The sequence below is a fragment of the Pantoea deleyi genome (assembly GCF_022647325.1).
Taxonomy (GTDB): Bacteria; Pseudomonadota; Gammaproteobacteria; order Enterobacterales; family Enterobacteriaceae; genus Pantoea; species Pantoea deleyi.
The window spans coordinates 3147411-3174257 of sequence record NZ_CP071405.1 but is presented as its reverse complement, the minus strand read 5'-3'; the positions used below and the strand labels follow the sequence as shown (position 1 = coordinate 3174257).

Genomic DNA, 26847 nt, shown 5'->3' with positions numbered 1-26847 from the left:
TTCGACCACAGCAATGGTCTGAACAGTAATCTTATTGAGAAACGAAAAAATGAAAACAAAGACCTTAATGTTAAGTGCGCTGGCTCTGAGCCTGAGCATGGCCCTCGCCCCTGTTACTGTTTCTGCTGCACAAACGGCCTCATCCGACAGTCAGCAACAGCCAAGTCTGGCTCCCATGCTGGAGAAGGTCATGCCCTCTGTGGTCAGTATCAGCGTCGAGGGGACCACCACGGTGAAAACCCCGCGTATGCCGCAACAGTTCCAGCAATTCTTTGGCGATAACTCGCCTTTCTGCCAGGACGGTTCACCGTTCCAGGGCTCACCGATGTGCCAGAGCGGTGAGGGCGGCGGCGCGCCTGCGCCAGATACGCAGCAGGAAAAATTCCGGGCGCTGGGTTCGGGCGTCATCATTAATGCCGAAAAAGGCTATGTGGTTACCAACAACCACGTGGTCAACAATGCGACCAAAATTCAGGTACAGCTCAGCGACGGCCGTCGTTACGACGCCAAAGTAATCGGGAAAGACCCCAGCTCAGACATCGCGCTGGTTCAGCTGAAAGATGCTAAAAACCTGACCGCGGTGAAAATTGCCGACTCCGACAACCTGCGCGTGGGCGACTACACCGTGGCGATCGGTAACCCTTATGGCCTGGGCGAAACCGTGACGTCCGGTATCGTCTCGGCGCTGGGCCGCAGCGGCCTGAACGTGGAAAACTACGAAAACTTCATCCAGACGGATGCGGCGATCAACCGGGGTAACTCCGGTGGTGCGCTGGTTAACCTCAACGGTGAGCTGATCGGGATTAACACCGCCATCCTGGCGCCGGACGGCGGCAACATCGGTATCGGCTTTGCGATCCCGAGTAACATGGTGAAAAACCTGACGGCTCAGATGGTTGAGTTTGGTCAGGTGAAACGCGGCGAACTGGGCGTGCAGGGTACGGAGCTGAACTCCGAGCTGGCAAAAGCGATGAAGGTCGATGCACAGCGCGGCGCCTTTGTCAGCCAGGTGCTGCCGGATTCGGCGGCGGCCAAAGCGGGCATCAAAGCGGGTGACGTCATCGTTTCAATGAACGGCAAACCGCTGAGCAGCTTCGCATCCCTGCGCGCCGAAGTGGGTTCACTGCCGGTGGGCACCACGCTGAAGCTGGGCCTGCTGCGTGACGGCAAACCGGTCGATGTCTCCGTTCAGCTGCAGCAGAGCAGCCAGGCGAAAGTGCAGTCCGCCACCATCTATAACGGCATTGAAGGGGCGGATCTCAGCAATGTCGAAACCGGTGACAAGGGCGTCCGCGTGGACAATGTGAAACCGGGCAGCGCCGCAGCGCGCATCGGCCTGAAAAAGGGCGATGTGATCCAGGGCGTTAACCAGCAGGTGGTGACCAACCTGGGTGAACTGCGCAAAGTGCTGGATACCAAACCTTCCGTGCTGGCGCTGAATGTGAAACGCGGTGACAGCAGCATCTATCTGCTGATGCAGTAACGGGTTATCCCTCATACACAGGCGGACTGCGGTCCGCCTTTTTTGTGCCCGCGCTCTACCCCGCCAGAGTGTGATGCTGACCGCAGATTCAGTAAATGCCTCCCCGGCTCTGTGCAATTGCACAATGCTCTGCGCCGGGCGCATGCGTATTCTGTTTCTCCCCCCTCTTTATCAGGAGTTATGGATGGCGACCTATCACCTTGATGCCCGGCTGGCACAGGATATCGTGGCACGCACCATGAAGATTATTGACAGCAACGTCAACGTGATGGATGCGCGCGGCCGGATCATCGGCAGCGGTGACCGGGAGCGCATTGGGGAGTTGCACGAAGGCGCTCTGCTGGTGCTCTCGCAGGGGCGGGTGGTCGATATCGACGAGGCGGTGGCTAAACATCTTCATGGCGTACGGCCCGGCATTAACCTGCCGCTGCGGATCGATGGCGACATCGTCGGCGTGATTGGCCTGACGGGCGAGCCGGTAGCTCTGCGTCACTATGGCGAGCTGGTCTGTATGACGGCGGAGATGATGCTGGAACAGGCGCGGCTGCTGCATATGCTGGCGCAGGATAGCCGTCTGCGTGAGGAGCTGGTGCTGAACCTGATCCGCAGCGATACCCTGTCGCCGCAGCTGACCGAATGGGCGCAGCGCCTGGGTATCGACCTCAATCAGCCGCGGGTGGTGGCGGTACTGGAGATCGACAGCGGTCAGCTCGGCGTCGACAGCGCGATGTCGGAGTTGCAGCAGCTGCAGACCCTGCTGACGACCCCGGAGCGCGATAATCTGATTGCCATCGTGTCGCTGACGGAGATGGTGGTGCTGAAGCCCGCCCTGAATGCGCATGGACGTTATGACCAGGAGGATCACCGTCGTCGCGTCGAGCAGCTGCTGCAGCGCATGAAAGAGAGCGGTCACCTGCGGATGCGCATCGCGCTGGGCAACTTTTTCAGCGGGCCGGGCAGCATCGCGCGCTCCTACCGGACGGCGCGGACGACAATGATGGTCGGTAAGCAGCGGATGCCTGAGGTGCGCAGCTATTTTTATCAGGATCTGGTGCTGCCGGTGCTGCTCGACAGCCTGCGCGGTGGCTGGCAGGCCAATGAACTCGCCCGGCCTCTGGCAAAACTCAGGAGTATGGATAACAACGGCCTGCTGCGCCGGACGCTGATCGCCTGGTTCACCCACAACGTTCAGCCGGGCGCCACGGCGCGCGCGCTGTTTATTCATCGCAACACGCTTGAATACCGGCTGAACCGGATTTCAGAGCTGACCGGGCTTAATCTGGGGCAGTTCGACGACCGGCTGCTGCTCTATGTGGCGTTACAGCTGGATGAACAGGGGTGAGGAGAGCGGACATAAAAAAGGCCAGCAACGCTGGCCTCCGCTGTCGGCGAAAAAATTAACGACCGTTACGGGTCAGTTTTTCCAGATCCGACTCGATTTCAGTGATCTTGTGCGAGACCACACTCTCCAGATGACGCAGGTCATCCAGGATCTTACGTTTCAGATCCACTTCAACCTGGTCACGCTGGCAAATCTGGTCCAGCTCATCGATGACATAACGCAGATTCGGGCTGATTTCCTGCACTTCTTTGTAGCCCTGGGTCGCGTGATCGGCCACAACTGTTTTGCGCTGGCGCGGATATTTGAATTTCACGCTCTTCGCGAAAAACTCGCCTTTATCTTTGCGGAAGTAGATTTTCAGAATGTCGTTGTTGGCTTCCTGACGCAGGCTGTAGCGGTCAATGTCGTCCGGATTGCTGATTCCTAAGCTTTTCAGATTGTCATACATAGCGTTGTTTCCATCAAAAGTGAGAAGCGCGCAGTTTTGTTCATGACGTCAGACAACTGTAGACATAAAGCAGCGGGATGAACATTGCGCGACAGGATTTAACTGGCGCGGATTATGACCTGGATGAAAACTAAACGCACCCGATCATTCGCAACGCGAAGCAGGTGGATTGAGAATGGATGTAAAGAAAAGATGACGGGCTGGTTTCCAGCCCGTCACTGCAATCAGTCGATGGTGCGCAGCAGTTCGTTGATGCCGGTTTTGCTGAGGGTTTTCGCATCCACCTTCTTCACGATCACGGCACAGTAGAGGCTGTAGCTGCCATCTTTGGACGGCAGGTTACCGGAAACCACTACGGAACCGGCAGGAACGCGGCCATAGTGAACTTCGCCGGTTTCGCGGTCATAGATTTTGGTGCTCTGACCGATGTAGACGCCCATGGAGATCACTGAGCCTTCTTCAACGATCACGCCTTCCACGATTTCAGAGCGTGCGCCGATGAAGCAGTTGTCTTCAATGATGGTCGGGTTAGCCTGCAGCGGCTCCAGCACGCCGCCGATACCGACGCCGCCAGAGAGGTGAACGTTCTTACCGATCTGCGCACAGGAGCCCACGGTCGCCCAGGTGTCCACCATGGTGCCTTCATCGACGAAAGCGCCGATGTTGACGTAAGAAGGCATCAGCACCGTGTTGCGGGCGATGAACGCACCCTGACGCACTGCCGCAGGCGGCACCACGCGGAAACCGGCTTCTTTGAAGCGCGCCTCGTCCCAGCCCGCAAATTTCATCGGCACCTTGTCGTAAAAACGGGTCTCAGCGCCTTCCATCACCTGGTTGTCATTGATGCGGAAAGAGAGCAGCACTGCTTTCTTCAGCCACTGATGCGTTACCCACTCGCCGTCGATCTTCTCAGAAACGCGCAGTGCACCGCTGTCCAGCAGAGAGATTACCTGGTTGATGGCATCACGGGTTTCGCTGTCCACGCTGGTCGGGGTGATGTCAGCGCGACGTTCGAAGGCGGATTCAATAACGCTCTGTAACTGTTGCATATTTTTTTCCTGATCTGTCATGTACGATGCCGGGCAATACCCCGGCACAAGTAAAAAGATAAAGGGTTACCAGTCGGGTCGGGTCACACTTTATCGTTTGGATTAAGGGCCTCTGTCAACCGTTGTTGCAACGCTTTACGCATTTCTTCATTCAGCGCCTGCCGTTCGCTGTTGGCCAGAATAAACAAATCCTCAACCCGCTCGCCAATGGTGCTGATGCGGGCGCCGTGCAGTGAAACCCCCAGATCGGCGAAGACTTCCCCGACCCGCGCCAGCAGACCGGGCTGATCCAGCGCCACCAGCTCCAGATAGCTGCGGCGGTCGGTGTGCGTCGGCAGGAAGTTGACCTCGGTATCCACGCTGAAATGTTTGAGCCGGGCCGACGGACGGCGGGTGCGCGGCGGCACCCACTCGGACTGGGTGATCGCCTGCTCCAGCGCCTGAATGATCATCGGATGACGATCCGGCGAGAGCGGGCTGCCATCCGGCTCCAGCACGATAAAGGTATCCATCGCCATGCCGTCGCGGCTGGTGAAGATTTGTGCGTCGTGCACGCTGAGATTGCGGCGGTCCAGCTCTCCGGCGACGGCGGCAAACAGATGTGGCCGATCGGGACTCCAGATGAAAATTTCGGTGCCGCCGCGCGTGGCGTGCGGGCTGACCAGCACCAGCGGTTTTTTCAGATCGTGAACCAGCAGGTGGCGGGCGTGCCAGGCAATCTGATTCGGCGTATGGCGCAGGAAATAGTCGGCGCGACAGCGGTTCCAGATCTGATGCAGCCGCTCCTCATCGATGTTATCCATCCGCAGCAGTGCCAGCGCCTGCAGGCGATGATGACGCACCCGCTCGCGCAGATCCGGGCTGTTCTCCATGCCGCGTCGCAGCTGCTTCTCGGTGGCGAAAAAGAGCTCGCGCAGCAGGCTCTGCTTCCAGCTGTTCCAGAGGCTTTCGTTGGTGGCGCAGATGTCGGCCACGGTCAGGCAGACCAGATAGCGCAGCCGGTTCTCATTCTGCATCACCTCGGCGAACTGCTGGATCACCGTCGGGTCCTGAATGTCGCGCCGCTGCGCCGTGACCGACATCAGCAGATGGTGCCGCACCAGCCAGGCCACCAGCTGCGTCTCCCGCGAGTTCAGGCCGTGCATCTCTGCGAAGTCGAGCGCATCCTGCGCGCCGAGAATCGAGTGATCGCCGTTGCGCCCCTTGGCAATGTCGTGCAGCAGGGCGGCCATCAGCAGCAGCTCCTGCTGCGGCAGACGCGGCCATAACTCCACGCACAGCGGATGCTGCGGCCGGGTCGCTTCGCTGGCAAAGCTCTCCAGCTTCTGCAGAACGCGAATGGTGTGCTCATCGACGGTGTAGGCGTGAAACAGATCGAACTGCATCTGTCCGACGATATGCCCCCACAGCGGCGTATACGCCCACAACACGCTGTGGCGGTGCATCGGCACCAGCGCCCGGCTGACCGCGCCGGGATGGCGCAGGATCGCCATAAAGGTGCGTCGCGCCTCCGGGATCTGACACAGTGGCTGACTGAGATGGCGGCGTGCATGGCGCAGATGGCGCAGGGTCGTGGAGTAGATGCCTTTGATGCTGTCGTTGCGCACCATGACGTAGAACATGCGCAGAATAGCCTGCGGTTCGCGTCTGAACAGCGTTTCGTCACGCAGGTCGATCAGGTCGCCGCGCAGCTGAAAATCGTCATCGATGGGGCGCGGCTTCTCGCTGGTGGAGAGCGCCAGAATCGCCTCATCAAACAGCTGCAGCAGCATCTGATTCAGTTCGCCGATGCGCCGCGTGACCCGATAAAAATCCTTCATCATCCGCTCAACCGGCTCATTGCCTTCGCCCTGATAGTTCAGGCGCTGGGCCACGCTGAGCTGGCGATCGAACAGCAGACGGTTGTCGTAGCGGGGCAGGGAGAGATGCAGGGCAAAGCGGATACGCCAGAGAAACGCCTGACATTCGTTGAGTTCGCTGCGTTCCGCGTCGGTAAGGAAACCAAAGCCGACCATCTCGTCCAGCGTGGTGGCCCCGAAATGGCGTCGGGCGACCCACTGCAGCGTATGGATATCCCGCAGGCCGCCGGGGCTGCTCTTGATATCCGGCTCCAGGTTGTAGCTGGTGCCGTGATAACGCTTGTGGCGCTCCTGCTGCTCCTCAATTTTGGCCGCAAAAAAGGTGGAGGAGGGCCAGAAGCCGTCGCTGAAGATGTTCTTCTGTAACTCCAGAAACAGCGCTACATCGCCGGTAAGCATCCGGGACTCAATCAGGTTGGTGGCCACGGTGAGATCAGAGAGCCCCTCCAGCAGGCACTCCTCCAGCGTGCGGACGCTATGGCCCACCTCCAGCCGGAGATCCCACATCAGCGTCAGCAGCTCGCTGGTGCGCTGTGCGGCCTGTTCGTCCAGCGGCTGACGGCTGAGGATCAGGACATCAATATCTGAGAGCGGATGCAGCTCGGCCCGGCCATAGCCGCCCACGGCGACCAGCGCGATCGCCGGCATCTCCGCAAAGCCAAAAAAGCGCCACAGGCGGCACAGCAGCCGATCGATAAACAGCGTGCGCGCATCAATCAGCGGCTCTACCGCTTCACCCGCATCAAACGCGGCAGCCAGATGCTGCTGAAACTGTTCCAGCCGCAGCTTCAGGCTGTCGCGGGTCAGCTGGTCGTCACTCCATCCGGCCGGGGAATCGGCCAGACCGCTCTTCACATCTTCCGACAGACTCACGCTCATGCAGCTCTTCTCTTTTTTAGCCAAAAAAAAGCCGGCTCAGCGCCGGCTTGATCTGTATTCGGGGAATTACCCTTCGGCGACGAGCACAGCAGGCAGCGTGTCATCGTTACGCAGGGTTAAAATCTCACAGCCGTTTTCCGTCACCACAATAGTATGCTCATACTGCGCGGACAAGCTGCGATCTTTGGTTTTTACCGTCCAGCCATCTTTCATGGTGCGGATGCGGTAATCGCCGGCGTTGACCATCGGCTCGACCGTAAAGGTCATGCCCGCCTGCAGCACCACGCCGCTGTCGTCGGCATCGTAGTGCAGTACCTGAGGCTCTTCGTGGAACCCCTTGCCAATGCCGTGGCCGCAATATTCACGCACCACGGAGAAGTCGTTCGCTTCAACATACTTCTGAATCGCGCGGCCCAGCTCGCGCAGGCGGATGCCGGGCTTAATCAGACGCAGGGAAAGGTAGAGGCTCTCCTGGGTGATGCGGCACAGGCGCTCGCCCTGAATCGTCGGCTTGCCGACGATAAACATCTTAGAGGTGTCGCCGTGATACTCATCTTTAATAACGGTGACATCGATATTGACGATGTCGCCATCTTTTAACGGGCGATCGTCGCTGGGAATACCGTGACAGACCACTTCGTTCACCGAAATGCAGACCGACTTTGGAAAGCCGTGATAGCCCAGACAGGCAGAAACCGCCTGCTGCTTTTGCGTGATGTGCTCGTGGCAGATGCGATCCAGCTCACCGGTTGTTACACCCGGCTGAACGTGGGGTTCGATCATCTCCAGCACTTCGGCGGCCAGGCGGCCCGCGATGCGCATTTTTTCGATTTCTTCAGGGGTTTTGATTGAAATTGCCATTAAATTAATCCGCATTTGTCGATATTTTCGACAATAATGAACTCTGTGCTGTCATGTTAGCAGTCCGTAAATGGGCTGCCAAATAGAGAACGCACTGGCCCCGGGCCGCGATCATTTATTGGCGTCCCCTGGCTGGTTGTGGTATAAAGCGCGCCGACGATTCTCTGTATGGCCGTTCCGGTCAGCAGGAAACGCATAACTCTCATTATGTGTAATAAAACACACATGTATCGACACATACGCCGGGGTGCCTTGAAAGAGGTCGGTCGTATGGGATACATGGAGGCCCAACCCCAATCAAAATTCAGAGGTAATCATGGCAACTGTTTCCATGCGCGACATGCTCCAGGCGGGTGTTCACTTCGGTCACCAGACCCGTTACTGGAACCCAAAAATGAAGCCATTCATCTTTGGTGCGCGCAACAAGGTTCACATCATCAACCTTGAGAAAACTGTCCCTATGTTCAACGAAGCGCTGGCTGAGCTGAACAAGATCGCTTCCCGTAAAGGTAAGATCCTGATCGTAGGTACCAAACGCGCTGCTGCTGAAGCGGTAAAAGAGTCTGCACTGAGCTGCGACCAGTTCTTCGTCAACCACCGCTGGTTAGGTGGCATGCTGACTAACTGGAAAACTGTTCGTCAGTCAATCAAGCGTCTGAAAGATCTGGAGACTCAGTCTCAGGATGGTACTTTCGACAAACTGACCAAAAAAGAAGCGCTGATGCGTGCGCGTGAGCTGGCCAAGCTGGAAAACAGCCTGGGCGGTATCAAAGACATGGGCGGTCTGCCAGACGCACTGTTTGTTGTTGATGCCGATCACGAACACATCGCAATCAAAGAAGCAAACAACCTGGGTATCCCGGTATTTGCTATCGTTGATACCAACTCTGATCCAGATGGCGTTGATTTCGTTATCCCAGGTAACGACGATGCGATCCGTGCTGTAAGCCTGTACCTGACTGCCGTTGCGACTACCGTTCGTGAAGGCCGCTCTCAGGACCTGGCTGAGCAAGCTGAAGAAGCGTCTTTAGAAAACGCTTAATAAGGTTTGCTCTGCATAAGAGCCCTTAGCATTCAGATGTGATCTGTAAGGGGCCTATACTGGCCCCTTTATTTTATCTAAGTCTGTCACGCTCCCAACCGGACGGCGGGACAGAAAAATTTTCCGCAAATAAGTGTCTGCTGGTGCACACGTACACAGGCACGAACCGAGGATTCTGGAATGGCTGACATTACCGCTGCATTGGTAAAAGAACTGCGTGAGCGTACTGGCGCTGGCATGATGGACTGCAAAAAAGCGCTGACTGAAGCGAACGGCGACATTGAGCTGGCGATTGAGAACATGCGTAAGTCTGGCGCAATCAAAGCAGCGAAAAAAGCAGGCAACGTTGCTGCTGATGGCGTAATCAAAACCAAGATCGTTGGCGACTACGGCGTGATTCTGGAAGTAAACTGCCAGACTGACTTCGTGGCTAAAGATGGCGGTTTCCAGGCATTCGCAGACAAAGTTCTGGAAGCAGCTGCTGCCGATCGCGTAACCGACGTTGAAGTTCTGAAAGCGCAGTTCGAAGAAGAGCGCGTTGCACTGGTTGCTAAAATCGGTGAGAACATCAACATCCGTCGCGTTGCTATCCTGGAAGGCGCAGAGCTGGGCAGCTACCTGCACGGCGCACGTATCGGCGTTCTGGTTTCCGCAACCGGCGCGAACGAAGATCTGATCAAACAGATCGCGATGCACGTTGCTGCAAGCAAGCCTGAGTTCGTTAAGCCAGAAGACGTTTCTGCTGACGTGGTTGAGAAAGAGTACCAGGTTCAGCTGGACATCGCGATGCAGTCTGGCAAGCCAAAAGAGATCGCAGAGAAGATGGTTGAAGGCCGTATGAAGAAATTCACCGGCGAAGTCTCTCTGACCGGTCAGGCTTTCGTTATCGACCCAAGCAAAACCGTTGGCCAGGCTCTGAAAGAGCAGGGCGCTGACGTAATCAACTTCATCCGCTTCGAAGTGGGCGAAGGCATCGAGAAAGTTGAGTCTGACTTCGCTGCAGAAGTTGCAGCCATGTCCAAACAGTCTTAATGCTCTGAAAGAACCGCCAGATGGCGGTTCTTTTTTGTCTGTGCACCGCAACAGGCACGTTTTCAGTTTCATCCCAATAGCAATTTCATCGCGTTAAGCGGATGATCGATCAGAATTTACGTCTCTTTTACACCCAATCTTCCAGGAAGAACTGACCATGGCGACCAACGCAAAACCTGTTTATCAACGTATCCTGCTTAAACTCAGCGGTGAAGCCCTGCAAGGCGCTGAAGGTTTTGGTATCGACGCGAGTGTGCTTGACCGTATGGCACAAGAGGTAAAAGAGCTGGTTGAGCTGGGCATCCAGGTTGGCGTTGTGATTGGCGGTGGTAACCTGTTCCGTGGCGCAGGCCTGGCGCAGGCGGGAATGAATCGCGTCGTAGGCGACCACATGGGTATGCTGGCAACCGTCATGAACGGTCTGGCGATGCGTGATGCGCTGCACCGCGCCTATGTGAATGCACGCCTGATGTCAGCGATTCCACTGAATGGCGTCTGTGACAACTACAGCTGGGCAGAGGCGATCAGCCTGCTGCGCAATAACCGCGTGGTAATCTTCTCCGCCGGTACCGGCAACCCGTTCTTCACCACGGACTCTGCGGCGTGTCTGCGCGGCATCGAGATTGAGGCAGACGTGGTGCTGAAGGCGACCAAGGTCGATGGCGTCTACTCTGCTGACCCGGTGAAAAACCCGGACGCAACCCTCTATGAGCAGCTGACCTATGCCGAAGTGCTGGATCAGGAGCTGAAAGTGATGGATCTCGCGGCCTTCACCCTGGCGCGTGACCACAAATTACCTATCCGTGTTTTCAACATGAACAAGCCTGGCGCGCTGCGTCGCGTAGTAATGGGTGAAAAAGAAGGCACCCTGATTACGCATTAATACCCGAGGCGAGATAAAATAAGGTATATTCTGTCAGCGCGATGATAATGCATCGCGCACCAGTCAGGATTATCGATGATTATCGATCCCGCTTCCGGTTACGCCGGAACTGGCCAGGTCAAACCGAATCCAAGGGTTTCAACGTGATTAACGACATCAAAAAAGATGCTGATACGCGCATGGAAAAATGCGTGGAAGCATTCAAAACCACCATCGGCAAAGTGCGCACCGGTCGTGCTTCACCTTCGCTGCTCGACGGCATCGTCGTCGAATATTACGGCACGCCGACGCCACTGCGTCAGCTGGCTTCCGTTACCGTGGAAGATTCACGCACGCTGAAAATCAACGTGTTCGATCGTTCACTGAGTGCGGCAGTCGAAAAAGCGATCATGAAGTCCGATCTCGGCCTGAACCCAAGTTCAGCCGGCACCGACATTCGTGTTCCGCTGCCCGCGCTGACAGAAGAGCGTCGTAAAGATCTGATCAAAATCGTGCGCGGCGAAGCCGAGCAGGGCCGTGTGTCGGTACGTAACGTCCGTCGCGATGCCAACGATAAGATCAAAGCGCTGCTGAAAGATAAAGAGATCAGCGAAGACGACGAACGTCGTGCGCAGGATGAAGTGCAAAAAATGACCGATGCGTACATCAAGAAAGTCGATGCCGCACTGTCAGAAAAAGAGACGGAGCTGATGGATTTCTGATCCCATCACTGCCCGACAAAACGCCGTACAGAGAGGTATTCGTATGAATGCGACATCTGGCGGCGTTTTACATTGTGCCCGCGGGCACGCTGACTTCACACGGATAGCCTCATGAAGCGATTAACTCTGCTGGGATCTACCGGCTCGATCGGCACCAGTACGCTGGCGGTGGTTCGCGCCAATCCGGCGCTTTATCAGATCACGGCGCTGGTCGCCGGTCACAACGTCTCGCTGATGGCCGAACAGTGTGCGACCTTCAGACCCCGCTACGCCTGTATGGCAGACGACGCCTCTGCGGCGGCATTGCGTGAGCGACTGAGAGCAATCAGCGTCGAAACTGAAGTGCTCTCCGGCGTTCAGGCTGCCTGCGAACTGGCCGCGCTGGACGAGGTGGATCAGGTGATGGCGGCGATTGTGGGCGCGTCGGGCCTGCTGCCGACTCTGGCGGCCATTCGCGCGGGCAAAACGGTCCTGCTGGCCAACAAAGAATCGCTTGTCACCTGCGGCCGTTTGTTTATGGAGGCGGTGCGTCATCATCACGCACAGTTACTACCGGTCGACAGCGAGCATAACGCCATTTTTCAGAGTTTACCCGCTACCATCCAGCATCAGTTAGGTTACGCTGACCTGCAGGATAATGGCATTGAGTCGATTATCCTTACGGGATCGGGTGGTCCTTTTCGTGACACAGCGTTAGCGGATCTCAGCGCCATGTCGCCGGATCAGGCCTGTGCACATCCGAACTGGTCGATGGGGCGAAAAATCTCTGTCGATTCGGCCACCATGATGAATAAAGGTCTCGAGTACATTGAAGCCCGTTGGTTGTTTAATGCCAGTGCAGCGCAGATGGAAGTGATCCTTCACCCTCAGTCGGTGATCCACTCCATGGTGCGATACTGCGATGGCAGCGTGCTGGCTCAGTTAGGTTCTCCTGATATGCGTACGCCGATTGCTCACAGCATGGCCTGGCCTTCGCGTATTCATGCAGGCGTGACACCGCTGGATTTTACCCGCATGTCGGCGCTGACCTTTGCAGAACCTGACTTCAGCCGCTATCCCTGCCTGAAACTGGCCATTGATGCCTGTGACGCAGGGCAGGCGGCGACCACCACGCTTAATGCCGCCAACGAGGTTGCCGTCGCGGCTTTCCTGAATCACCAGATCCGCTTCACCGACATTGCCGCCCTGAACAGCGCGGTGATGGCGGCACAGGCGTGTCCGGAACCGGATTCGGTGGACGCTGTCCTTGAAATCGATCGCATCGCACGCGCGCGGGCGACAGAAATGTTGCCGCGCTTCACGTCGTGAGGGCGATCGTTATGAGGCCATTTGTTCGCTTCAGGTGAAAATGGTATAGTCGCTGGCTCGCGTTTCACGGTCTGTCACCGAATTCGGTGTGGCCCGGTACCCAGAGGGTGTCGGGATTTGAATCGGGCGCAATGTATTCAGAAACCACAGCATTTCTGATGAAAGGAATTGGTTAAGCGTTATGTCGTCTAACAATCACAACAACACTGATGACCAGCAGGGAAACGGTCCGCGTCACGTCGCTATCATCATGGATGGCAATGGTCGCTGGGCCAAAAATCAGGGAAAATTGCGGATTTCCGGCCACAAGGCGGGCGTTAAATCGGTACGCCGTGCCGTCAGCTTTGCGGTCAGCAACAATCTTGAAGCCTTGACGCTTTACGCCTTCAGCAGTGAAAACTGGAGTCGGCCGGCGCAGGAAGTCACTGCGTTGATGGAACTGTTTGTCTGGGCGCTGGATAGCGAAGTCAAAAGCCTGCACAAACATAACGTCCGTCTGCGCGTCATCGGCGATACCAGCCGTTTCAGCCCGCGTATTCAGGAACGTATTCGCCGTTCTGAGACGCTGACTGCAAATAATAGTGGCCTGACGCTCAACATTGCTGCCAACTATGGCGGCCGTTGGGATATTATCGAAGGCGTGAAAAAACTGGCTGAACAGGTTCAGGAAGGATTACTGCGACCTGACCAGATTACCGAAGAGAGCCTGACGTCGCAGCTCTGCATGCAGGAGCTGGCGCCAGTGGATTTAGTGATAAGGACCGGGGGAGAGCATCGGATTAGCAACTTCCTGCTGTGGCAGATTGCCTATGCTGAATTCTATTTTACCGATGTGCTCTGGCCGGATTTCGATGAACACGTTTTTGAAGGTGCACTGAATGCATTCTCTCTGCGGGAGCGTCGTTTTGGCGGCGCTGCACCAGGCGGCGCCTGAGCAATCTGGGGGTAACCTTTGCTGAAGTCTCGTCTGATTACCGCGTTGATATTAATTCCGCTGGTAATAGCTGCACTGTTCTGGTTACCGCCCGTAGGTTTCGCACTGACAACGATTGTTATCTGCATGCTGGCCGCCTGGGAATGGGGGCAGTTTGCAGGGATGGCATCACGCCAGCAGCGCGTCTGGCTGGCTGTACTTTGTGGTCTGCTGCTGGCGCTGATGCAGTTTACGCTGCCACCCTATCAGCACTCGGTGCATCTGCCCCAGATCGCGACATCGCTTTGGGCGTCGCTGGTGTGGTGGGTCGTTGCCCTGCTGCTGGTGCTCTCCTATCCCGCTTCTGCGGCCTTCTGGCGTCATTCGCGTCCGCTCCGTTTACTCTTTGGCGTCTTAACGCTGGTGCCCTTTTTCTGGGGCATGGTGGCGCTGCGTCAGTATCACTATGAAACCGATCACTTCGCCGGAGCCTGGTGGCTGCTGTTTGTGCTGCTGCTGGTATGGGGCGCGGATTCAGGTGCCTACATGTTTGGCAAGATGTTCGGCAAACACAAGCTGGCCCCAAAGGTCTCACCGGGGAAAACCTGGGAAGGGTTTCTGGGCGGCCTCGCCTCTTCTGCGCTGATTGCGCTGCTGTTTGCCTCGCTGGCACCGCTTACGGTTTCGGTGGGCACGCTGGTGATCTGTGCGGTGATTTCGACGCTGGCCTCGGTGCTGGGCGATCTCACGGAGAGCATGTTTAAACGTGAAGCGGGCATCAAGGACAGCGGCAATCTGATCCCGGGTCACGGTGGCATTCTTGACCGCATCGATAGTCTGACTGCGGCGGTGCCGGTGTTTGCCTGTTTACTGCTTCTGGTGTTCCGCACCCTCTAAGGACAGGCAAAGATGTTGAGCATACTCTGGAGTTTTGTCGCCTTTATCGTTGCGCTGGGCGTACTGATTACGGTTCATGAGTTTGGCCACTTCTGGGTCGCTCGTCGCTGTGGCGTGAAAGTTGAGCGCTTTTCCATCGGCTTCGGCAAGGCGCTCTGGCAGCGCCGTGACCGCCACGGCACCGAATATGTCATCGCGCTGATTCCGCTCGGTGGCTACGTCAAAATGCTCGACGAACGCGTTGAAAGCGTACCGGCCGAGCTGCGCCATCAGGCTTTTAACAACAAAGCCGTCTGGCAACGCGCCTCCATCATCGCGGCGGGTCCCGTCGCGAACTTCATCTTCGCCATCTTCGCCTACTGGGTTGTGTTCATTCACGGCGTGCCCGGCGTGCGCCCGGTAATCGGTGAAATTTTAAACGGTTCGGTGGCTGCGGAAGCTCAAATTACGCCCGGCATGGAACTTAAGGCGGTTGACGGTATCGAAACGCCTGACTGGGATGCTGTGCGTATGGCGCTGGTCGGTAAAATCGGGGACAGCACCACCACCCTGACCGTGGCCCGATTTGGCGAAGAGGCGACACAGCAGAAGCAGCTGGATTTGCGTAACTGGCAGTTTGAGCCGGACAAGCAGGATCCGGTTGTTGCGCTGGGGATTCAGCCGCGCGGTCCGCAGATTGAGACCACGCTGGCCGAAGTGCAGGCGAACTCGCCAGCCAGTGAAGCCGGTTTGCAAGCGGGCGACAGGATCGTTAAAGTCGATGGTCAGCCATTATCGCAGTGGCAGTCCTTTGTCACCCAGGTCCGGGATAATCCGGGCAAAAGCATGGCGCTTGAGGTGGATCGCGGCGGCGACTCGATTGCGCTGACGATGACGCCGGAAGCGAAAGCGGGCAGTAAGGCGGGATTTGCGGGTGTCATTCCGCGCGTTATCCCGCTGCCGGAAGAGTACAAAACGGTAAGGCAGTATGGCGCGTTTGCCGCTATCGGTGAGGCCAGTGTAAAAACCTGGCAGCTGATGAAGCTCACCGTGTCCATGCTGGGCAAGTTAATAACCGGCGATGTGAAGCTGAACAACCTGAGCGGGCCGATTTCGATTGCGCAGGGTGCAGGGTTGTCAGCAGAGTACGGGTTGATTTACTACCTGATGTTCCTGGCGCTGATTAGCGTCAACCTGGGCATCATCAACCTGTTCCCTCTGCCGGTTTTAGATGGTGGGCATCTGCTCTTCCTGGCGATCGAAAAGATCAAAGGTGGACCGGTGTCCGAGCGAGTTCAGGACTTTAGTTATCGCATCGGCTCAATTCTGCTGGTGCTGTTAATGGGGCTTGCACTTTTCAATGATTTCTCACGTTTGTAACCGCTGGAACGCGAACATTCGAGGGATGTGTTAGGAAAACGCATAACAACGATGGCGATGAAAAAGTTGCTCATAGCGTCGCTGCTGTTTAGCAGCGCCACCGTTTACGGTGCAGACGATTTCGTGGTGAAGGATATTCATTTCGAAGGGCTGCAGCGAGTCGCCGTCGGCGCGGCTCTGCTGAGCATGCCAGTACGGGTTGGCGATACGGTGAATGACGATGACGTCAGAAACACCATTCGCTCGCTGTTCGCGACTGGCAACTTTGAGGATGTTCAGGTCCTGCGAGACGGTACAACACTGATTGTCCAGGTCAAAGAACGTCCTACCATTGCCAGCATTACCTTCACCGGTAACAAAGCGGTGAAAGAGGATCAGCTCAAACAGAATCTGGAAGCCTCTGGTGTGCGTGTCGGCGAAGCGCTGGACCGTACCACCATCTCCTCTATCGAGAAGGGCCTGGAAGATTTCTACTACAGCGTCGGGAAATATACCGCGAACGTGAAAGCCGTGGTCACGCCGCTGCCGCGTAACCGTGTCGACCTGAAGCTGGTCTTTACCGAAGGTGTCTCTGCCAAGATTCAGCAGATCAACATCGTCGGTAACAAAGCCTTTAGCTCCGACGAGCTGATCTCCCGTTTCCAGCTGCGCGACGAAGTGCCGTGGTGGAACGTGGTGGGCGATCGTAAATACCAGAAACAGAAGCTGGCGGGCGACCTCGAAACCCTGCGCAGCTTCTACCTGGATCGCGGTTATGCACGCTTCAACATCGATTCTACTCAGGTCAGCCTGACGCCCGATAAAAAAGGCATCTACATCACGGTGAACATCACCGAAGGCGACCAGTACAAAATCGCGGGCGTGATCGTCAATGGCAGCATGGCAGGCCACTCAGCAGAAATTGAACATCTGACCAAGATTCCGTCAGGCGAGCTCTATAACGGCGCCAAAGTGACGAAGATGGAAGATGACATCAAGAAACTGCTGGGCCGCTACGGCTATGCCTATCCGCGCGTGGCGACACAGCCGGAAATCAACGACGCCGATAAGACCGTAAAACTGCATATCAACGTGGATGCGGGTAACCGCTACTACGTGCGCAACGTCCGCTTCGAAGGCAACGACACCTCGAAAGATTCGGTGCTGCGTCGCGAAATGCGCCAGATGGAAGGCGCATGGCTGGGCAGCGACCTGGTTGAGCAGGGTAAAGAGCGTCTGAACCGTACCGGTTACTTCGAAACTGTGGATGTGGACACCCAGCGCGTGCCAGGCTCGCCGGACCAGGTGGATGTTGTCTACAAGGTGAAAGAGCGTAACACCGGGACCTTTAACTTCGGCGTCGGCTACGGCACCGAAAGTGGCGTGAGCTTCCAGGTCGGGGTGACGCAGGATAACTGGCTGGGCACCGGTAATACCGTCGGCATCAGCGGCACCAAGAACGACTACCAGACCTACGCGGAATTCTCACTGACCGACCCGTACTTCACCGTTGACGGTGTCAGTCTGGGTGGCCGTCTGTTCTATAACGACTTTAAAGCGGACAACGCGGACCTCTCTGACTATACCAACAAAAGTTATGGTCTGGATGGTACGCTCGGCTTCCCGGTTAACGAAAACAACACTCTGCGTGTCGGTCTGGGCTATGTCCACAATGACCTCTCTAACATGCAGCCGCAGGTGGCGATGTGGCGTTATCTTGACTCGGTTGGCAAGCCGCAGCAGCTTAACGACAAAGGCGAATTCTCTGCGGATGACTTCACCTTTAACTACGGCTGGACGTACAACACCCTGGACCGCGGCTTCTTCCCGACGTCGGGTAACCGCACCAACCTGAACGGTAAGGTGACGATTCCAGGCTCAGACAACAGCTTCTATAAGGCGACGCTGGATACCCAGCAATATATGCCGATTAACCAGGATCGTACCTGGGTGCTGCTGGGCCGTGGCCGCGTGGGCTATGGTGATGGACTCGGCGGCAAAGAGATGCCGTTCTATGAGAACTTCTATGCCGGTGGTTCAAGCACCGTACGTGGCTTCCAGTCCAACACCATTGGTCCTAAAGCCGCCTACTACAATAACAACTCGTCCAACTGCCGGATTGCCGATCCAAATGGCGTCTGTAAGTCTGACGATGCGGTCGGGGGTAACGCGATGGCGATCGCCAGCCTTGAGCTGATTACGCCAACGCCGTTCCTGAGCGAGAAGTATGCTAACTCGGTACGTACGTCGGTGTTTGTCGACGCCGGTACCGCGTGGGATACCCATTGGGAAAATACCGCCGAAACGCGTGCTGCGGGCATTCCTGATTACAGCGATCCAAACAACATCCGTGTTTCAAGCGGTGTAGCGCTGCAGTGGATGTCACCGCTTGGCCCGCTGGTGTTCTCATACGCCCAGCCGATGAAGAAAGTCGAGGGAGACAAATCAGAGCAGTTCCAGTTTAACATTGGTAAAACCTGGTAATGTTCTGAGCATGGATGCAAGCTGAAGTCTTGCTGCCGGACAGCACCCGCTGCTGTTCCGGTGCAAACACTGTGTCGCTGACACAAACGTTGATGGTAAGGAGTTTATAGTGAAAAAGTTGTTGTGTGCCGCAGGTCTGGGTCTTGCTTTAGCGGTTTCCGCTGGTGTTCAGGCTGCTGACAAAATTGCAGTGGTAAACGTGTCCAGCATTTTCCAACAGTTACCGCAACGTGCGACTGTTGCTAAACAGCTGGAAAACGAGTTCAAAGGCCGTGCAACTGAGCTGCAGAGCCAGGAACGCGATCTGCAAACCAAAATGCAGCGTCTGCAGCGTGACGGTTCGACCATGAAGGCCAGCGAGCGCAGCCGCATGGAGAAAGATGTCATGTCACAGCGTGAAGCTTTCTCTTCAAAAGCACAGGCGTTTGAGCAGGATAACCGCCGTCGTCAGATGGAAGAGCGTAACAAGCTGCTGAGCCGTATTCAGGATGCCGTGAAGAAAGTCGCGGACAGCGATGGCTATGACGTGGTGATCGACGCGAACGCGGTGGCTTATGCATCAAACGCAAAAGACATCACGGCTGACGTGCTGAAACAGGTTAAATAATTCATGTCATCTATTCGACTGGCTGATTTAGCCCAGCAGTTGGATGCAGAATTGCACGGAGATGGCGATATCGTCATCTCCGGCATTGCTTCTATGCAATCCGCCACAACTGGCCAAATCACTTTTCTTGCAAACAGCCGTTACCGCGAGCAACTCGCCCTGATTAAGGCCTCAGCCGTGGTGCTGACGGAAGCGGATCTGGCGTGGTGCAACACCGCGGCGCTGGTAGTGAAAAATCCCTACCTGACCTACGCGCGTATGGCACAGATACTCGACACCACCCCTCAGCCGGCGCAGAACATTGCGCCCAGCGCGGTGATCGACCCCTCAGCCCGTCTCGGCAGCAATGTCGCGATCGGCGCAAACGCCGTGATCGAAGCGGACGTTGAGCTGGGCGATAACGTGGTAATTGGGGCGGGATGCTTTATCGGCAAAAAAACCCGTATCGGCAGCGGAACCCGTCTCTGGGCCAACGTTTCCGTCTATCACGAGATCGTCATCGGCCAGGATTGTCTGATTCAGTCAGGCACGGTCATTGGTTCTGATGGATTTGGATATGCCAACGATCGCGGTAACTGGGTGAAAATCCCGCAGTTAGGCGCGGTTATTATCGGCGATCGCGTGGAAATAGGTGCCTGCACAACCATCGATCGCGGTGCGCTGGATAACACTCTGATCGGCAATGGTGTTATCATAGACAACCAGTGCCAGATCGCCCACAACGTAGTTATTGGCGACAATACTGCGGTTGCAGGCGGTGTGATCATGGCGGGTAGTTTGAAAATTGGGCGTTACTGTATGATTGGCGGTGCCAGCGTCATTAACGGCCATATGGAAATCTGTGACAAAGTAACGGTGACCGGTATGGGTATGGTCATGCGTCCTATCACAGAGCCGGGTGTTTACTCATCCGGCATTCCGCTGCAACCCAACAAAACCTGGCGCAAAACTGCAGCGCTGGTGATGAACATCGATGACATGAGCAAACGCTTAAAAGCCATCGAGCGCAAGGTCGGCAAAGACGACTAACCGCCATCCCCAAACTGACCGGCTTTCATAATAAAAATGTTAAGCAGGGAAGCCCGGCGCCACAGAACCTATTTGCGGCCTGCGGAAGATCATTTGATCTGTGCAGGCCGTGTTATTGATGTCATCAGATTTTTAGGACAGGAAGAGTATTTTGACTACTGAAACTCATACTCTGAAAATTGAAGAGATTTTAGAGCTGCTGCCGCACCGCTATCCGTTTCTGCTGGTAGACCGTGTGCTTGAATTCGAAGAGCACAAATACCTGCGTGCAGTGAAGAACGTTTCTGTTAATGAACCGTTTTTCCAGGGGCACTTCCCTGGTAAACCGATTTTTCCTGGCGTTCTGATCCTGGAAGCGATGGCGCAGGCTACCGGTATTCTGGCGTTTAAAAGCGTGGGTAAACTGGAGCCAGGCGAACTCTATTACTTTGCCGGTATCGACAGTGCCCGTTTCAAACGCCCTGTGGTACCAGGCGACCAAATGATCATGGAAGTGACTTTCGAGAAAACCCGCCGTGGTCTGACCCGCTTCAAAGGCGTGGCGACTGTCGACGGTAAAATCGTTTGTGAAGCGACCATGATGTGTGCCCGCAGCCGGGAGGCATAATTCGTGATTGATCCAACCGCCACTATCCATCCCAGTTCTGTCATCGAAGAGGGCGCTGTCATTGGCGCCCGTGTTCACATTGGCCCGTTTTGCTTTATTGGCGCGAATGTTGAGATCGGTGAAGGAACGGTACTGAAGTCACACGTTGTGGTGAACGGCCACACGCGTATCGGCAAAGATAACCAGATCTATCAGTTCGCCTCGATCGGTGAAGTGAATCAGGATCTGAAATATGCCGGTGAGCCAACACGGGTTGAGATCGGCGATCGCAACCGCATCCGTGAAAGCGTGACGATTCATCGTGGCACCACCCAGGGTGGCCATGTCACCACGGTGGGCAGCGATAATCTGCTGATGGTAAACGTCCACATCGCGCATGACTGCGTGATTGGCAACCGCTGCATCTTCGCGAACAACGCCACCCTGGGTGGTCACGTCACGGTCGATGATTTCGCCATTATTGGCGGCATGACAGCGGTCCATCAGTGGTGCACCATCGGTGCGCATGTGATGGTTGGCGGCTGTTCCGGCGTGGCACAGGATGTCCCGCCTTACGTGATTGCGCAGGGCAACCACGCGACGCCGTTCGGGATCAATATCGAAGGTCTCAAGCGCCGTGGCTTCAGCAAAGAGTCGTTGCACGCTATCCGCAACGCCTACAAGCTGCTCTACCGCAGCGGCAGAACGCTGGAGGAAGTGAAGCCAGAGATCGAAGCCATCGCGCAGCAGCACAGCGAAGTGCAGCCTTTCTACGACTTCTTCAGCCGTTCTACCCGTGGATTAATCCGTTAATCCATGTCAGCGCGTCCTTTAACGATTGCCCTGGTCGCCGGAGAAACCTCCGGCGATATTCTTGGTGCCGGTCTGATCCGTGCCCTGAAAGCCCGTCATCCGGATGCACGCTTCGTGGGTGTGGCGGGGCCGCTGATGCAGGCGGAAGGGTGCGAAGCCTGGTATGAGATGGAAGAGCTGGCGGTGATGGGGATCGTCGAGGTGCTGGGCCGCCTGCGGCGGCTGCTGAACATCCGCCGCGATCTGACGCAGCGTTTCACCGCACTCCGGCCCGACGTCTTTGTCGGGATTGATGCGCCCGATTTTAATATCACGCTGGAAGGCAACCTCAAACGCGCGGGCATCTGCACCATCCACTATGTCAGCCCTTCGGTGTGGGCATGGCGGCAAAAGCGCGTCTTCAAGATCGGCCGCAATACCGATCTGGTGCTGGCATTCCTGCCGTTTGAAAAAGCCTTCTACGATCGTTTTAACGTTCCCTGCCGCTTTATCGGTCATACGATGGCGGATGCGATGCCGCTGCAGCCCGATAAGCTGGCCGCCCGGCGCCATCTGGGGATCGCCGACGATGCGCTCTGTCTAGCCCTGTTGCCGGGCAGCCGCGGCGCGGAAGTGGAGATGCTCAGCGCGGACTTCCTGAAAACGGCCCGCCTGCTGCGTCGTCACTATCCGGCGCTGGAGATCGTGGTGCCGCTGGTGAATGCCCGCCGTCGCGAACAGTTTGAGAAGATCAAGGCCGTAACGGCACCGGAGCTGCCAATGCATCTGCTGGATGGGCAGGGCCGGGAGGCGATGATCGCGAGCGATGCCGCACTGCTGGCATCCGGCACTGCCGCTCTGGAGTGCATGCTGGCAAAATGTCCGATGGTGGTGGGGTATCGTATGAAGCCTGCCACGTTCTGGCTGGCGAAACGGCTGGTCAAAACGCCTTACGTCTCGCTGCCGAATCTGCTGGCCGGGCGTGAGCTGGTCAAAGAGTTACTGCAGGATGCGTGTCAGCCTGAAGCGCTGGCGGCGGCGTTAGATCCGCTGCTGCACGCCGGGCCTGAACGCGAAACGCTGCTGCAGACGTTTCATGAATTACATCAACAGATCCGCTGGAACGCCGATGAGCAGGCAGCGGATGCGGTACTGGAGCTGGTGAATGCCTGATTTTATCTACCCTGTTGCCAGCCTGATTGCGGGTGTGGACGAAGTGGGGCGTGGGCCGCTGGTGGGTGCGGTCGTCACCGCGGCCGTGATCCTCGACCCGGCGAATCCGATTGCCGGGCTGGCCGACTCGAAGAAACTGTCGGAAAAGCGCCGTCTGGCGCTGTATGACGAGATCAAAGAGAAGGCGCTGGCCTGGAGCCTGGGCCGTGCAGAGCCTGAGGAGATCGACCAGCTCAATATTCTGCATGCCACTATGCTGGCGATGCAGCGCGCCGTGGCGGGCCTGTCGATCCAGCCGGACTATGTGCTGATCGATGGAAATCGCTGCCCGGCGCTGCCGATGCCTTCCCAGGCGGTGGTGAAAGGGGATAGTCTGGTGGCCGAAATCAGCGCGGCGTCGATCATCGCCAAAGTGTCGCGCGACCGCGAAATGGCCGAACTCGATCGGCTGTTCCCGGAGTATGGTTTTGCGCAGCACAAAGGTTATCCGACCGCGCTGCATATGGAAAAACTGACGCAACATGGCGCCACGCCGCATCACCGTCGCAGTTTTGCGCCCGTTCGCAATGCACTGCTCGATGCTGAAGTCCTGGCTGCGCGCCAGCCCCTGACGCTGTAATAGCCTGACGCTGTTTTAACCGGAAACTGATATGGCTGAACCCCGTTTTATACATCTGCGTGTCCACAGTGACTATTCAATGGTTGATGGCCTGGCGAAAACCGGGCCGCTGATCAAGAAGGCGGCTGCGCTTGGCATGCCCGCTATCGCCATTACCGACTTCACCAACCTCTGTGGGCTGGTCAAATTTTACGGTGGCGCACACGGCGCAGGGATAAAACCGGTCATCGGTGCCGACTTCAACGTCGCCAGCGAGCTGATGGGGGATGAACTTACCCAGCTCACCGTACTGGCGGCGAACAATACCGGCTATCAGAATCTGACGCTGCTGATCTCCCGCGCCTATCAGCGCGGCTACGGCGTGGACGGGCCGGTTATCGATCGCGACTGGCTGATTGAGCTGCAGGAAGGGCTGATTCTGCTCTCAGGTGGGCGACGTGGCGACGTGGGCCGCAGCCTGCTGCGGGGCAACAGCGCTCTGGTGTCACAATGCCTGGCCTTCTATCAGCAGCACTTCCCCGATCGCTACTACCTGGAACTGATCCGCACCGGCCGTCAGGATGAAGAAAGTTATCTGCACGCGGCCGTGGAACTGGCGATTGCTGAAGGCATCCCGGTGGTCGCCACCAACGAAGTCTGCTTTATCAACGCCGAAGACTTTGATGCGCATGAGATCCGCGTCGCCATCCACGACGGCTATACGCTGGACGATCCCAAACGTCCGCGCAACTACAGTCCTCAGCAATATATGCGCAGCGAAGCGGAGATGTGCGAGCTTTTCTCGGACATCCCGGAAGCGCTGGAAAACAGCGTAGAGATTGCTAAGCGTTGTAACGTCACGGTCCGGCTGGGCGAGTACTTCCTGCCGCAGTTCCCGACCGGTGACATGACCACCGAAGATTATCTGGTGGTGAAATCCCGCGAGGGGCTGGAAGAGCGTCTTGAGTTCCTGTTCCCGGACGAAGCCGAGCGCGCGGCAAAACGCCCGGAATATGATGAACGTCTGGAGGTTGAGCTTAACGTTATCAACCAGATGGGATTCCCCGGCTACTTCCTGATCGTAATGGAGTTTATCCAGTGGTCGAAGGATAACGGCGTGCCGGTCGGACCGGGCCGTGGTTCCGGTGCCGGTTCACTGGTGGCCTATGCGCTGAAAATCACCGATATCGATCCGCTGGAATTTGACCTGCTGTTCGAACGTTTCCTGAACCCGGAACGTGTATCAATGCCCGACTTCGACGTCGACTTCTGTATGGAGAAGCGTGACCAGGTCATTGAGCACGTCGCCGATATGTACGGACGTGAAGCGGTTTCTCAGATCATCACCTTCGGTACCATGGCGGCGAAAGCGGTTATCCGCGACGTCGGCCGCGTGCTGGGGCACCCCTACGGCTTTGTGGATCGCATCTCAAAACTGATCCCGCCCGATCCCGGCATGACGCTGGAAAAAGCCTTTATTGCGGAACCGCAGCTGCCTGCGATGTATGACGCAGACGAAGAGGTGAAGGCGCTGATCGACATGGCGCGCAAGCTGGAAGGGGTCACGCGTAACGCCGGGAAACATGCGGGCGGCGTGGTGATTGCGCCCACAAAGATTACCGATTTTGCGCCGCTCTACTGCGATGAGCATGGCCAGTTCCCGGTGACCCAGTTCGATAAAAACGATGTGGAATATGCCGGCCTGGTGAAGTTTGACTTCCTGGGGCTGCGTACGCTGACCATCATCGACTGGGCGCTGAAGATGATCAACCCGCGCCGGGAAAAGCAGGGGCTGGAGCCGATCGACATCGCCTCTATCCCGCTGGATGATAAGAAAAGCTTCGATATGCTGCAGCGCTCGGAAACCACGGCGGTGTTCCAGCTTGAATCGCGCGGCATGAAAGATCTGATCAAACGTCTGAAGCCCGACTGCTTCGAAGATATGATCGCCCTGGTGGCGCTGTTCCGTCCTGGCCCGCTGCAGTCCGGCATGGTAGATAACTTTATCGACCGTAAGCATGGCCGGGAGGCGATCTCCTATCCCGATATCCAGTGGCAGCATGAAAGCCTGAAACCGGTTCTGGAACCGACCTACGGCATCATCCTCTATCAGGAGCAGGTGATGCAGATCGCGCAGGTGCTCTCCGGGTATACCCTGGGCGGCGCAGATATGCTGCGTCGCGCCATGGGGAAAAAGAAACCCGAGGAGATGGCCAAGCAGCGATCGGTGTTCCGCGACGGTGCCGAAAGCATGGGGATCGACGGCGAACTGTCGATGAAGATCTTCGATCTGGTAGAAAAATTTGCAGGTTACGGCTTTAACAAGTCACACTCTGCGGCTTACGCCCTGGTCTCCTATCAGACGCTGTGGCTGAAGGCGCACTATCCGGCCGAGTTCATGGCCGCCGTGATGACCGCAGATATGGACAACACCGAGAAAGTGGTGGGGCTGGTGGATGAGTGCTGGCGTATGGGGCTGAAGGTCCTGCCGCCCGATATCAACTCCGGTCTTTACCCCTTCCATGTCAACGACGCGGGCGAAATCGTTTACGGCATCGGTGCGATCAAGGGCGTGGGTGAAGGTCCGATCGAGGCGATCATCGACGCACGAAACGAAGGCGGTTACTTCCGGGAGCTGTTTGATCTCTGCGCCCGCACCGACACCAAAAAGATTAACCGCCGGGTGATGGAAAAACTGATTATGTCCGGGGCCTTTGACCGCCTCGGACCGCACCGCGCGGCGCTGATGAGTTCGCTCGGCGACGCACTGAAAGCGGCCGATCAGCACGCGAAAGCGGAAGCGATCGGTCAGGCAGACATGTTTGGCGTGCTGGCTGAAGAGCCGGAGCAGATCGAGAAATCCTACGCCAGCGTGACGCCGTGGCCCGAACAGGTGCAGCTGGATGGTGAGCGGGAAACGCTGGGACTCTATCTCACCGGCCATCCGATCAACCAGTATCTGAAAGAAATTGAGCGTTACGTTGGCGGGGTGCGGCTGAAAGATATGCATCCTACCGATCGGGGTAAAATTACCGTGGCGGCCGGTCTGGTGATCGCGGCGCGGGTAATGGTGACCAAACGCGGCAACCGAATTGGTATCTGTACTCTGGACGATCGTTCCGGTCGTCTTGAGGTGATGTTATTTACCGATGCGTTAGATAAATACCAGCAGCTGCTGGAGAAAGACCGAATCCTGATCGTCAGCGGACAGGTCAGCTTTGATGACTTCAGCGGTGGCCTTAAAATGACCGCCCGTGAAGTCATGGACATCGACGAAGCGCGCGAAAAATACGCGCGCGGACTTGCTATCTCGCTGACGGACAGGCAAATTGATGACCAGCTATTAAACCGACTCCGTCAGTCCCTGGAACCTCATCGCTCAGGGACTATTCCGGTGCATCTCTATTATCAGAGAGCCGACGCGCGAGCGAAGCTGCGCTTTGGTGCAGCGTGGCGAATTTCGCCCAGCGATCGTTTACTTAACGATCTGCGCTCGCTGATTGGATCGGAGCAGGTGGAACTGGAGTTTGACTAGAACAGGAA

22 protein-coding genes are annotated in these 26847 nt (G+C 56.7%); 18 read left to right on the top strand and 4 right to left on the bottom strand.

What is annotated here, in order from left to right:
- Positions 1-49: 49 nt before the first annotated feature.
- Both degP and J1C59_RS15070 read left to right on the top strand, forming a co-directional pair.
- Positions 50-1483, top strand: coding sequence for a serine endoprotease DegP (gene degP / locus J1C59_RS15075; RefSeq protein WP_128084915.1), 1434 nt, complete (start codon positions 50-52; stop codon positions 1481-1483).
- Between the two features lie 184 nt (positions 1484-1667).
- Positions 1668-2825 carry a CdaR family transcriptional regulator gene (locus J1C59_RS15070; RefSeq protein ID WP_128084916.1) on the top strand — a complete coding sequence of 386 codons (1158 nt, stop codon included), beginning with the start codon at positions 1668-1670 and terminating at the stop codon, positions 2823-2825.
- Positions 2826-2880: 55 nt separating this feature from the next.
- Here J1C59_RS15070 and J1C59_RS15065 read toward each other — a convergent pair whose 3' ends face one another.
- The 4 genes from J1C59_RS15065 to map form a co-directional block, all read right to left on the bottom strand.
- Positions 2881-3273, bottom strand: coding sequence for a DUF3461 family protein (locus J1C59_RS15065; RefSeq protein ID WP_010254085.1), 393 nt, complete (start codon positions 3271-3273; stop codon positions 2881-2883).
- Between the two features lie 224 nt (positions 3274-3497).
- The gene (gene dapD / locus J1C59_RS15060; RefSeq protein WP_128084917.1) at positions 3498-4322 is read right to left on the bottom strand and encodes a 2,3,4,5-tetrahydropyridine-2,6-dicarboxylate N-succinyltransferase; all 825 of its coding nucleotides are present in this window, start codon (positions 4320-4322) and stop codon (positions 3498-3500) included.
- A gap of 83 nt (positions 4323-4405) precedes the next feature.
- Positions 4406-7060, bottom strand: coding sequence for a bifunctional uridylyltransferase/uridylyl-removing protein GlnD (glnD, locus tag J1C59_RS15055; RefSeq protein WP_140917011.1), 2655 nt, complete (start codon positions 7058-7060; stop codon positions 4406-4408).
- A 66-nt stretch (positions 7061-7126) separates the two neighbouring features.
- The gene (gene map / locus J1C59_RS15050) at positions 7127-7921 is read right to left on the bottom strand and encodes a type I methionyl aminopeptidase (protein ID WP_128084918.1); all 795 of its coding nucleotides are present in this window, start codon (positions 7919-7921) and stop codon (positions 7127-7129) included.
- Between the two features lie 316 nt (positions 7922-8237).
- Between map and rpsB the strand changes: the two genes are divergently transcribed.
- From rpsB to dnaE, 16 genes are all read left to right on the top strand, one after another.
- Positions 8238-8963 carry a 30S ribosomal protein S2 gene (gene rpsB, locus J1C59_RS15045; RefSeq protein ID WP_139805878.1) on the top strand — a complete coding sequence of 242 codons (726 nt, stop codon included), beginning with the start codon at positions 8238-8240 and terminating at the stop codon, positions 8961-8963.
- A gap of 180 nt (positions 8964-9143) precedes the next feature.
- Positions 9144-9995 (top strand): translation elongation factor Ts, encoded by an 852-nt coding sequence (gene tsf, locus J1C59_RS15040; RefSeq protein WP_128084919.1) that lies wholly within the window; start codon positions 9144-9146, stop codon positions 9993-9995.
- Between the two features lie 157 nt (positions 9996-10152).
- Positions 10153-10878, top strand: a complete 726-nt coding sequence (pyrH, locus tag J1C59_RS15035) for a UMP kinase (protein ID WP_128084920.1) — start codon at positions 10153-10155, stop codon at positions 10876-10878.
- A gap of 143 nt (positions 10879-11021) precedes the next feature.
- Entirely contained in the window at positions 11022-11579 is a 558-nt protein-coding gene (gene frr, locus J1C59_RS15030) for a ribosome recycling factor (RefSeq protein WP_111140582.1), read from the top strand.
- A gap of 111 nt (positions 11580-11690) precedes the next feature.
- Complete coding sequence (ispC, locus tag J1C59_RS15025; protein WP_140917010.1) at positions 11691-12887, top strand: 1-deoxy-D-xylulose-5-phosphate reductoisomerase; 1197 nt, start codon at positions 11691-11693, stop codon at positions 12885-12887.
- A 181-nt stretch (positions 12888-13068) separates the two neighbouring features.
- Complete coding sequence (gene ispU / locus J1C59_RS15020; RefSeq protein WP_009091989.1) at positions 13069-13821, top strand: (2E,6E)-farnesyl-diphosphate-specific ditrans,polycis-undecaprenyl-diphosphate synthase; 753 nt, start codon at positions 13069-13071, stop codon at positions 13819-13821.
- Positions 13822-13839: 18 nt separating this feature from the next.
- Entirely contained in the window at positions 13840-14697 is an 858-nt protein-coding gene (cdsA, locus tag J1C59_RS15015) for a phosphatidate cytidylyltransferase (RefSeq protein ID WP_128084921.1), read from the top strand.
- A gap of 12 nt (positions 14698-14709) precedes the next feature.
- A complete protein-coding gene (rseP, locus tag J1C59_RS15010) occupies positions 14710-16056 on the top strand; it encodes a sigma E protease regulator RseP (RefSeq protein WP_128084922.1) in 1347 nt (448 codons plus the stop codon).
- 51 nt (positions 16057-16107) lie between these two features.
- A complete protein-coding gene (gene bamA / locus J1C59_RS15005; RefSeq protein WP_128084923.1) occupies positions 16108-18519 on the top strand; it encodes an outer membrane protein assembly factor BamA in 2412 nt (803 codons plus the stop codon).
- A 109-nt stretch (positions 18520-18628) separates the two neighbouring features.
- Positions 18629-19126, top strand: a complete 498-nt coding sequence (gene skp / locus J1C59_RS15000; RefSeq protein WP_003852644.1) for a molecular chaperone Skp — start codon at positions 18629-18631, stop codon at positions 19124-19126.
- A gap of 3 nt (positions 19127-19129) precedes the next feature.
- A complete protein-coding gene (gene lpxD, locus J1C59_RS14995) occupies positions 19130-20155 on the top strand; it encodes a UDP-3-O-(3-hydroxymyristoyl)glucosamine N-acyltransferase (RefSeq protein WP_128084924.1) in 1026 nt (341 codons plus the stop codon).
- Between the two features lie 151 nt (positions 20156-20306).
- Complete coding sequence (fabZ, locus tag J1C59_RS14990) at positions 20307-20762, top strand: 3-hydroxyacyl-ACP dehydratase FabZ (protein WP_003852639.1); 456 nt, start codon at positions 20307-20309, stop codon at positions 20760-20762.
- Between the two features lie 3 nt (positions 20763-20765).
- Positions 20766-21554 (top strand): acyl-ACP--UDP-N-acetylglucosamine O-acyltransferase, encoded by a 789-nt coding sequence (lpxA, locus tag J1C59_RS14985; RefSeq protein WP_111140588.1) that lies wholly within the window; start codon positions 20766-20768, stop codon positions 21552-21554.
- Between the two features lie 3 nt (positions 21555-21557).
- Positions 21558-22706 carry a lipid-A-disaccharide synthase gene (lpxB, locus tag J1C59_RS14980; protein WP_128084925.1) on the top strand — a complete coding sequence of 383 codons (1149 nt, stop codon included), beginning with the start codon at positions 21558-21560 and terminating at the stop codon, positions 22704-22706.
- On the top strand, positions 22699-23325 hold the full coding sequence (rnhB, locus tag J1C59_RS14975) for a ribonuclease HII (RefSeq protein ID WP_128084926.1): 627 nt from the start codon (positions 22699-22701) through the stop codon (positions 23323-23325). The genes lpxB and rnhB overlap by 8 nt, the downstream gene beginning before the upstream one ends.
- A gap of 31 nt (positions 23326-23356) precedes the next feature.
- Entirely contained in the window at positions 23357-26839 is a 3483-nt protein-coding gene (gene dnaE / locus J1C59_RS14970; protein ID WP_140917009.1) for a DNA polymerase III subunit alpha, read from the top strand.
- The last annotated feature ends 8 nt before the right edge of the window (positions 26840-26847 follow it).

What these genes read in the sequence shown, in the direction of transcription:
- degP (WP_128084915.1), top strand. Translation starts at nt 50, where the DNA reads ATGAAAACAAAGACCTTAATGTTAAGTGCGCTGGCTCTGAGCCTGAGC.
- J1C59_RS15070 (WP_128084916.1), top strand. Translation starts at nt 1,668, where the DNA reads ATGGCGACCTATCACCTTGATGCCCGGCTGGCACAGGATATCGTGGCA.
- J1C59_RS15065 (WP_010254085.1), bottom strand. Translation starts at nt 3,273, where the DNA reads ATGTATGACAATCTGAAAAGCTTAGGAATCAGCAATCCGGACGACATT.
- dapD (WP_128084917.1), bottom strand. Translation starts at nt 4,322, where the DNA reads ATGCAACAGTTACAGAGCGTTATTGAATCCGCCTTCGAACGTCGCGCT.
- glnD (WP_140917011.1), bottom strand. Translation starts at nt 7,060, where the DNA reads ATGAGCGTGAGTCTGTCGGAAGATGTGAAGAGCGGTCTGGCCGATTCC.
- map (WP_128084918.1), bottom strand. Translation starts at nt 7,921, where the DNA reads ATGGCAATTTCAATCAAAACCCCTGAAGAAATCGAAAAAATGCGCATC.
- rpsB (WP_139805878.1), top strand. Translation starts at nt 8,238, where the DNA reads ATGGCAACTGTTTCCATGCGCGACATGCTCCAGGCGGGTGTTCACTTC.
- tsf (WP_128084919.1), top strand. Translation starts at nt 9,144, where the DNA reads ATGGCTGACATTACCGCTGCATTGGTAAAAGAACTGCGTGAGCGTACT.
- pyrH (WP_128084920.1), top strand. Translation starts at nt 10,153, where the DNA reads ATGGCGACCAACGCAAAACCTGTTTATCAACGTATCCTGCTTAAACTC.
- ispC (WP_140917010.1), top strand. Translation starts at nt 11,691, where the DNA reads ATGAAGCGATTAACTCTGCTGGGATCTACCGGCTCGATCGGCACCAGT.
- ispU (WP_009091989.1), top strand. Translation starts at nt 13,069, where the DNA reads ATGTCGTCTAACAATCACAACAACACTGATGACCAGCAGGGAAACGGT.
- rseP (WP_128084922.1), top strand. Translation starts at nt 14,710, where the DNA reads ATGTTGAGCATACTCTGGAGTTTTGTCGCCTTTATCGTTGCGCTGGGC.
- bamA (WP_128084923.1), top strand. Translation starts at nt 16,108, where the DNA reads ATGGCGATGAAAAAGTTGCTCATAGCGTCGCTGCTGTTTAGCAGCGCC.
- lpxD (WP_128084924.1), top strand. Translation starts at nt 19,130, where the DNA reads ATGTCATCTATTCGACTGGCTGATTTAGCCCAGCAGTTGGATGCAGAA.
- lpxB (WP_128084925.1), top strand. Translation starts at nt 21,558, where the DNA reads ATGTCAGCGCGTCCTTTAACGATTGCCCTGGTCGCCGGAGAAACCTCC.
- rnhB (WP_128084926.1), top strand. Translation starts at nt 22,699, where the DNA reads ATGCCTGATTTTATCTACCCTGTTGCCAGCCTGATTGCGGGTGTGGAC.
- dnaE (WP_140917009.1), top strand. Translation starts at nt 23,357, where the DNA reads ATGGCTGAACCCCGTTTTATACATCTGCGTGTCCACAGTGACTATTCA.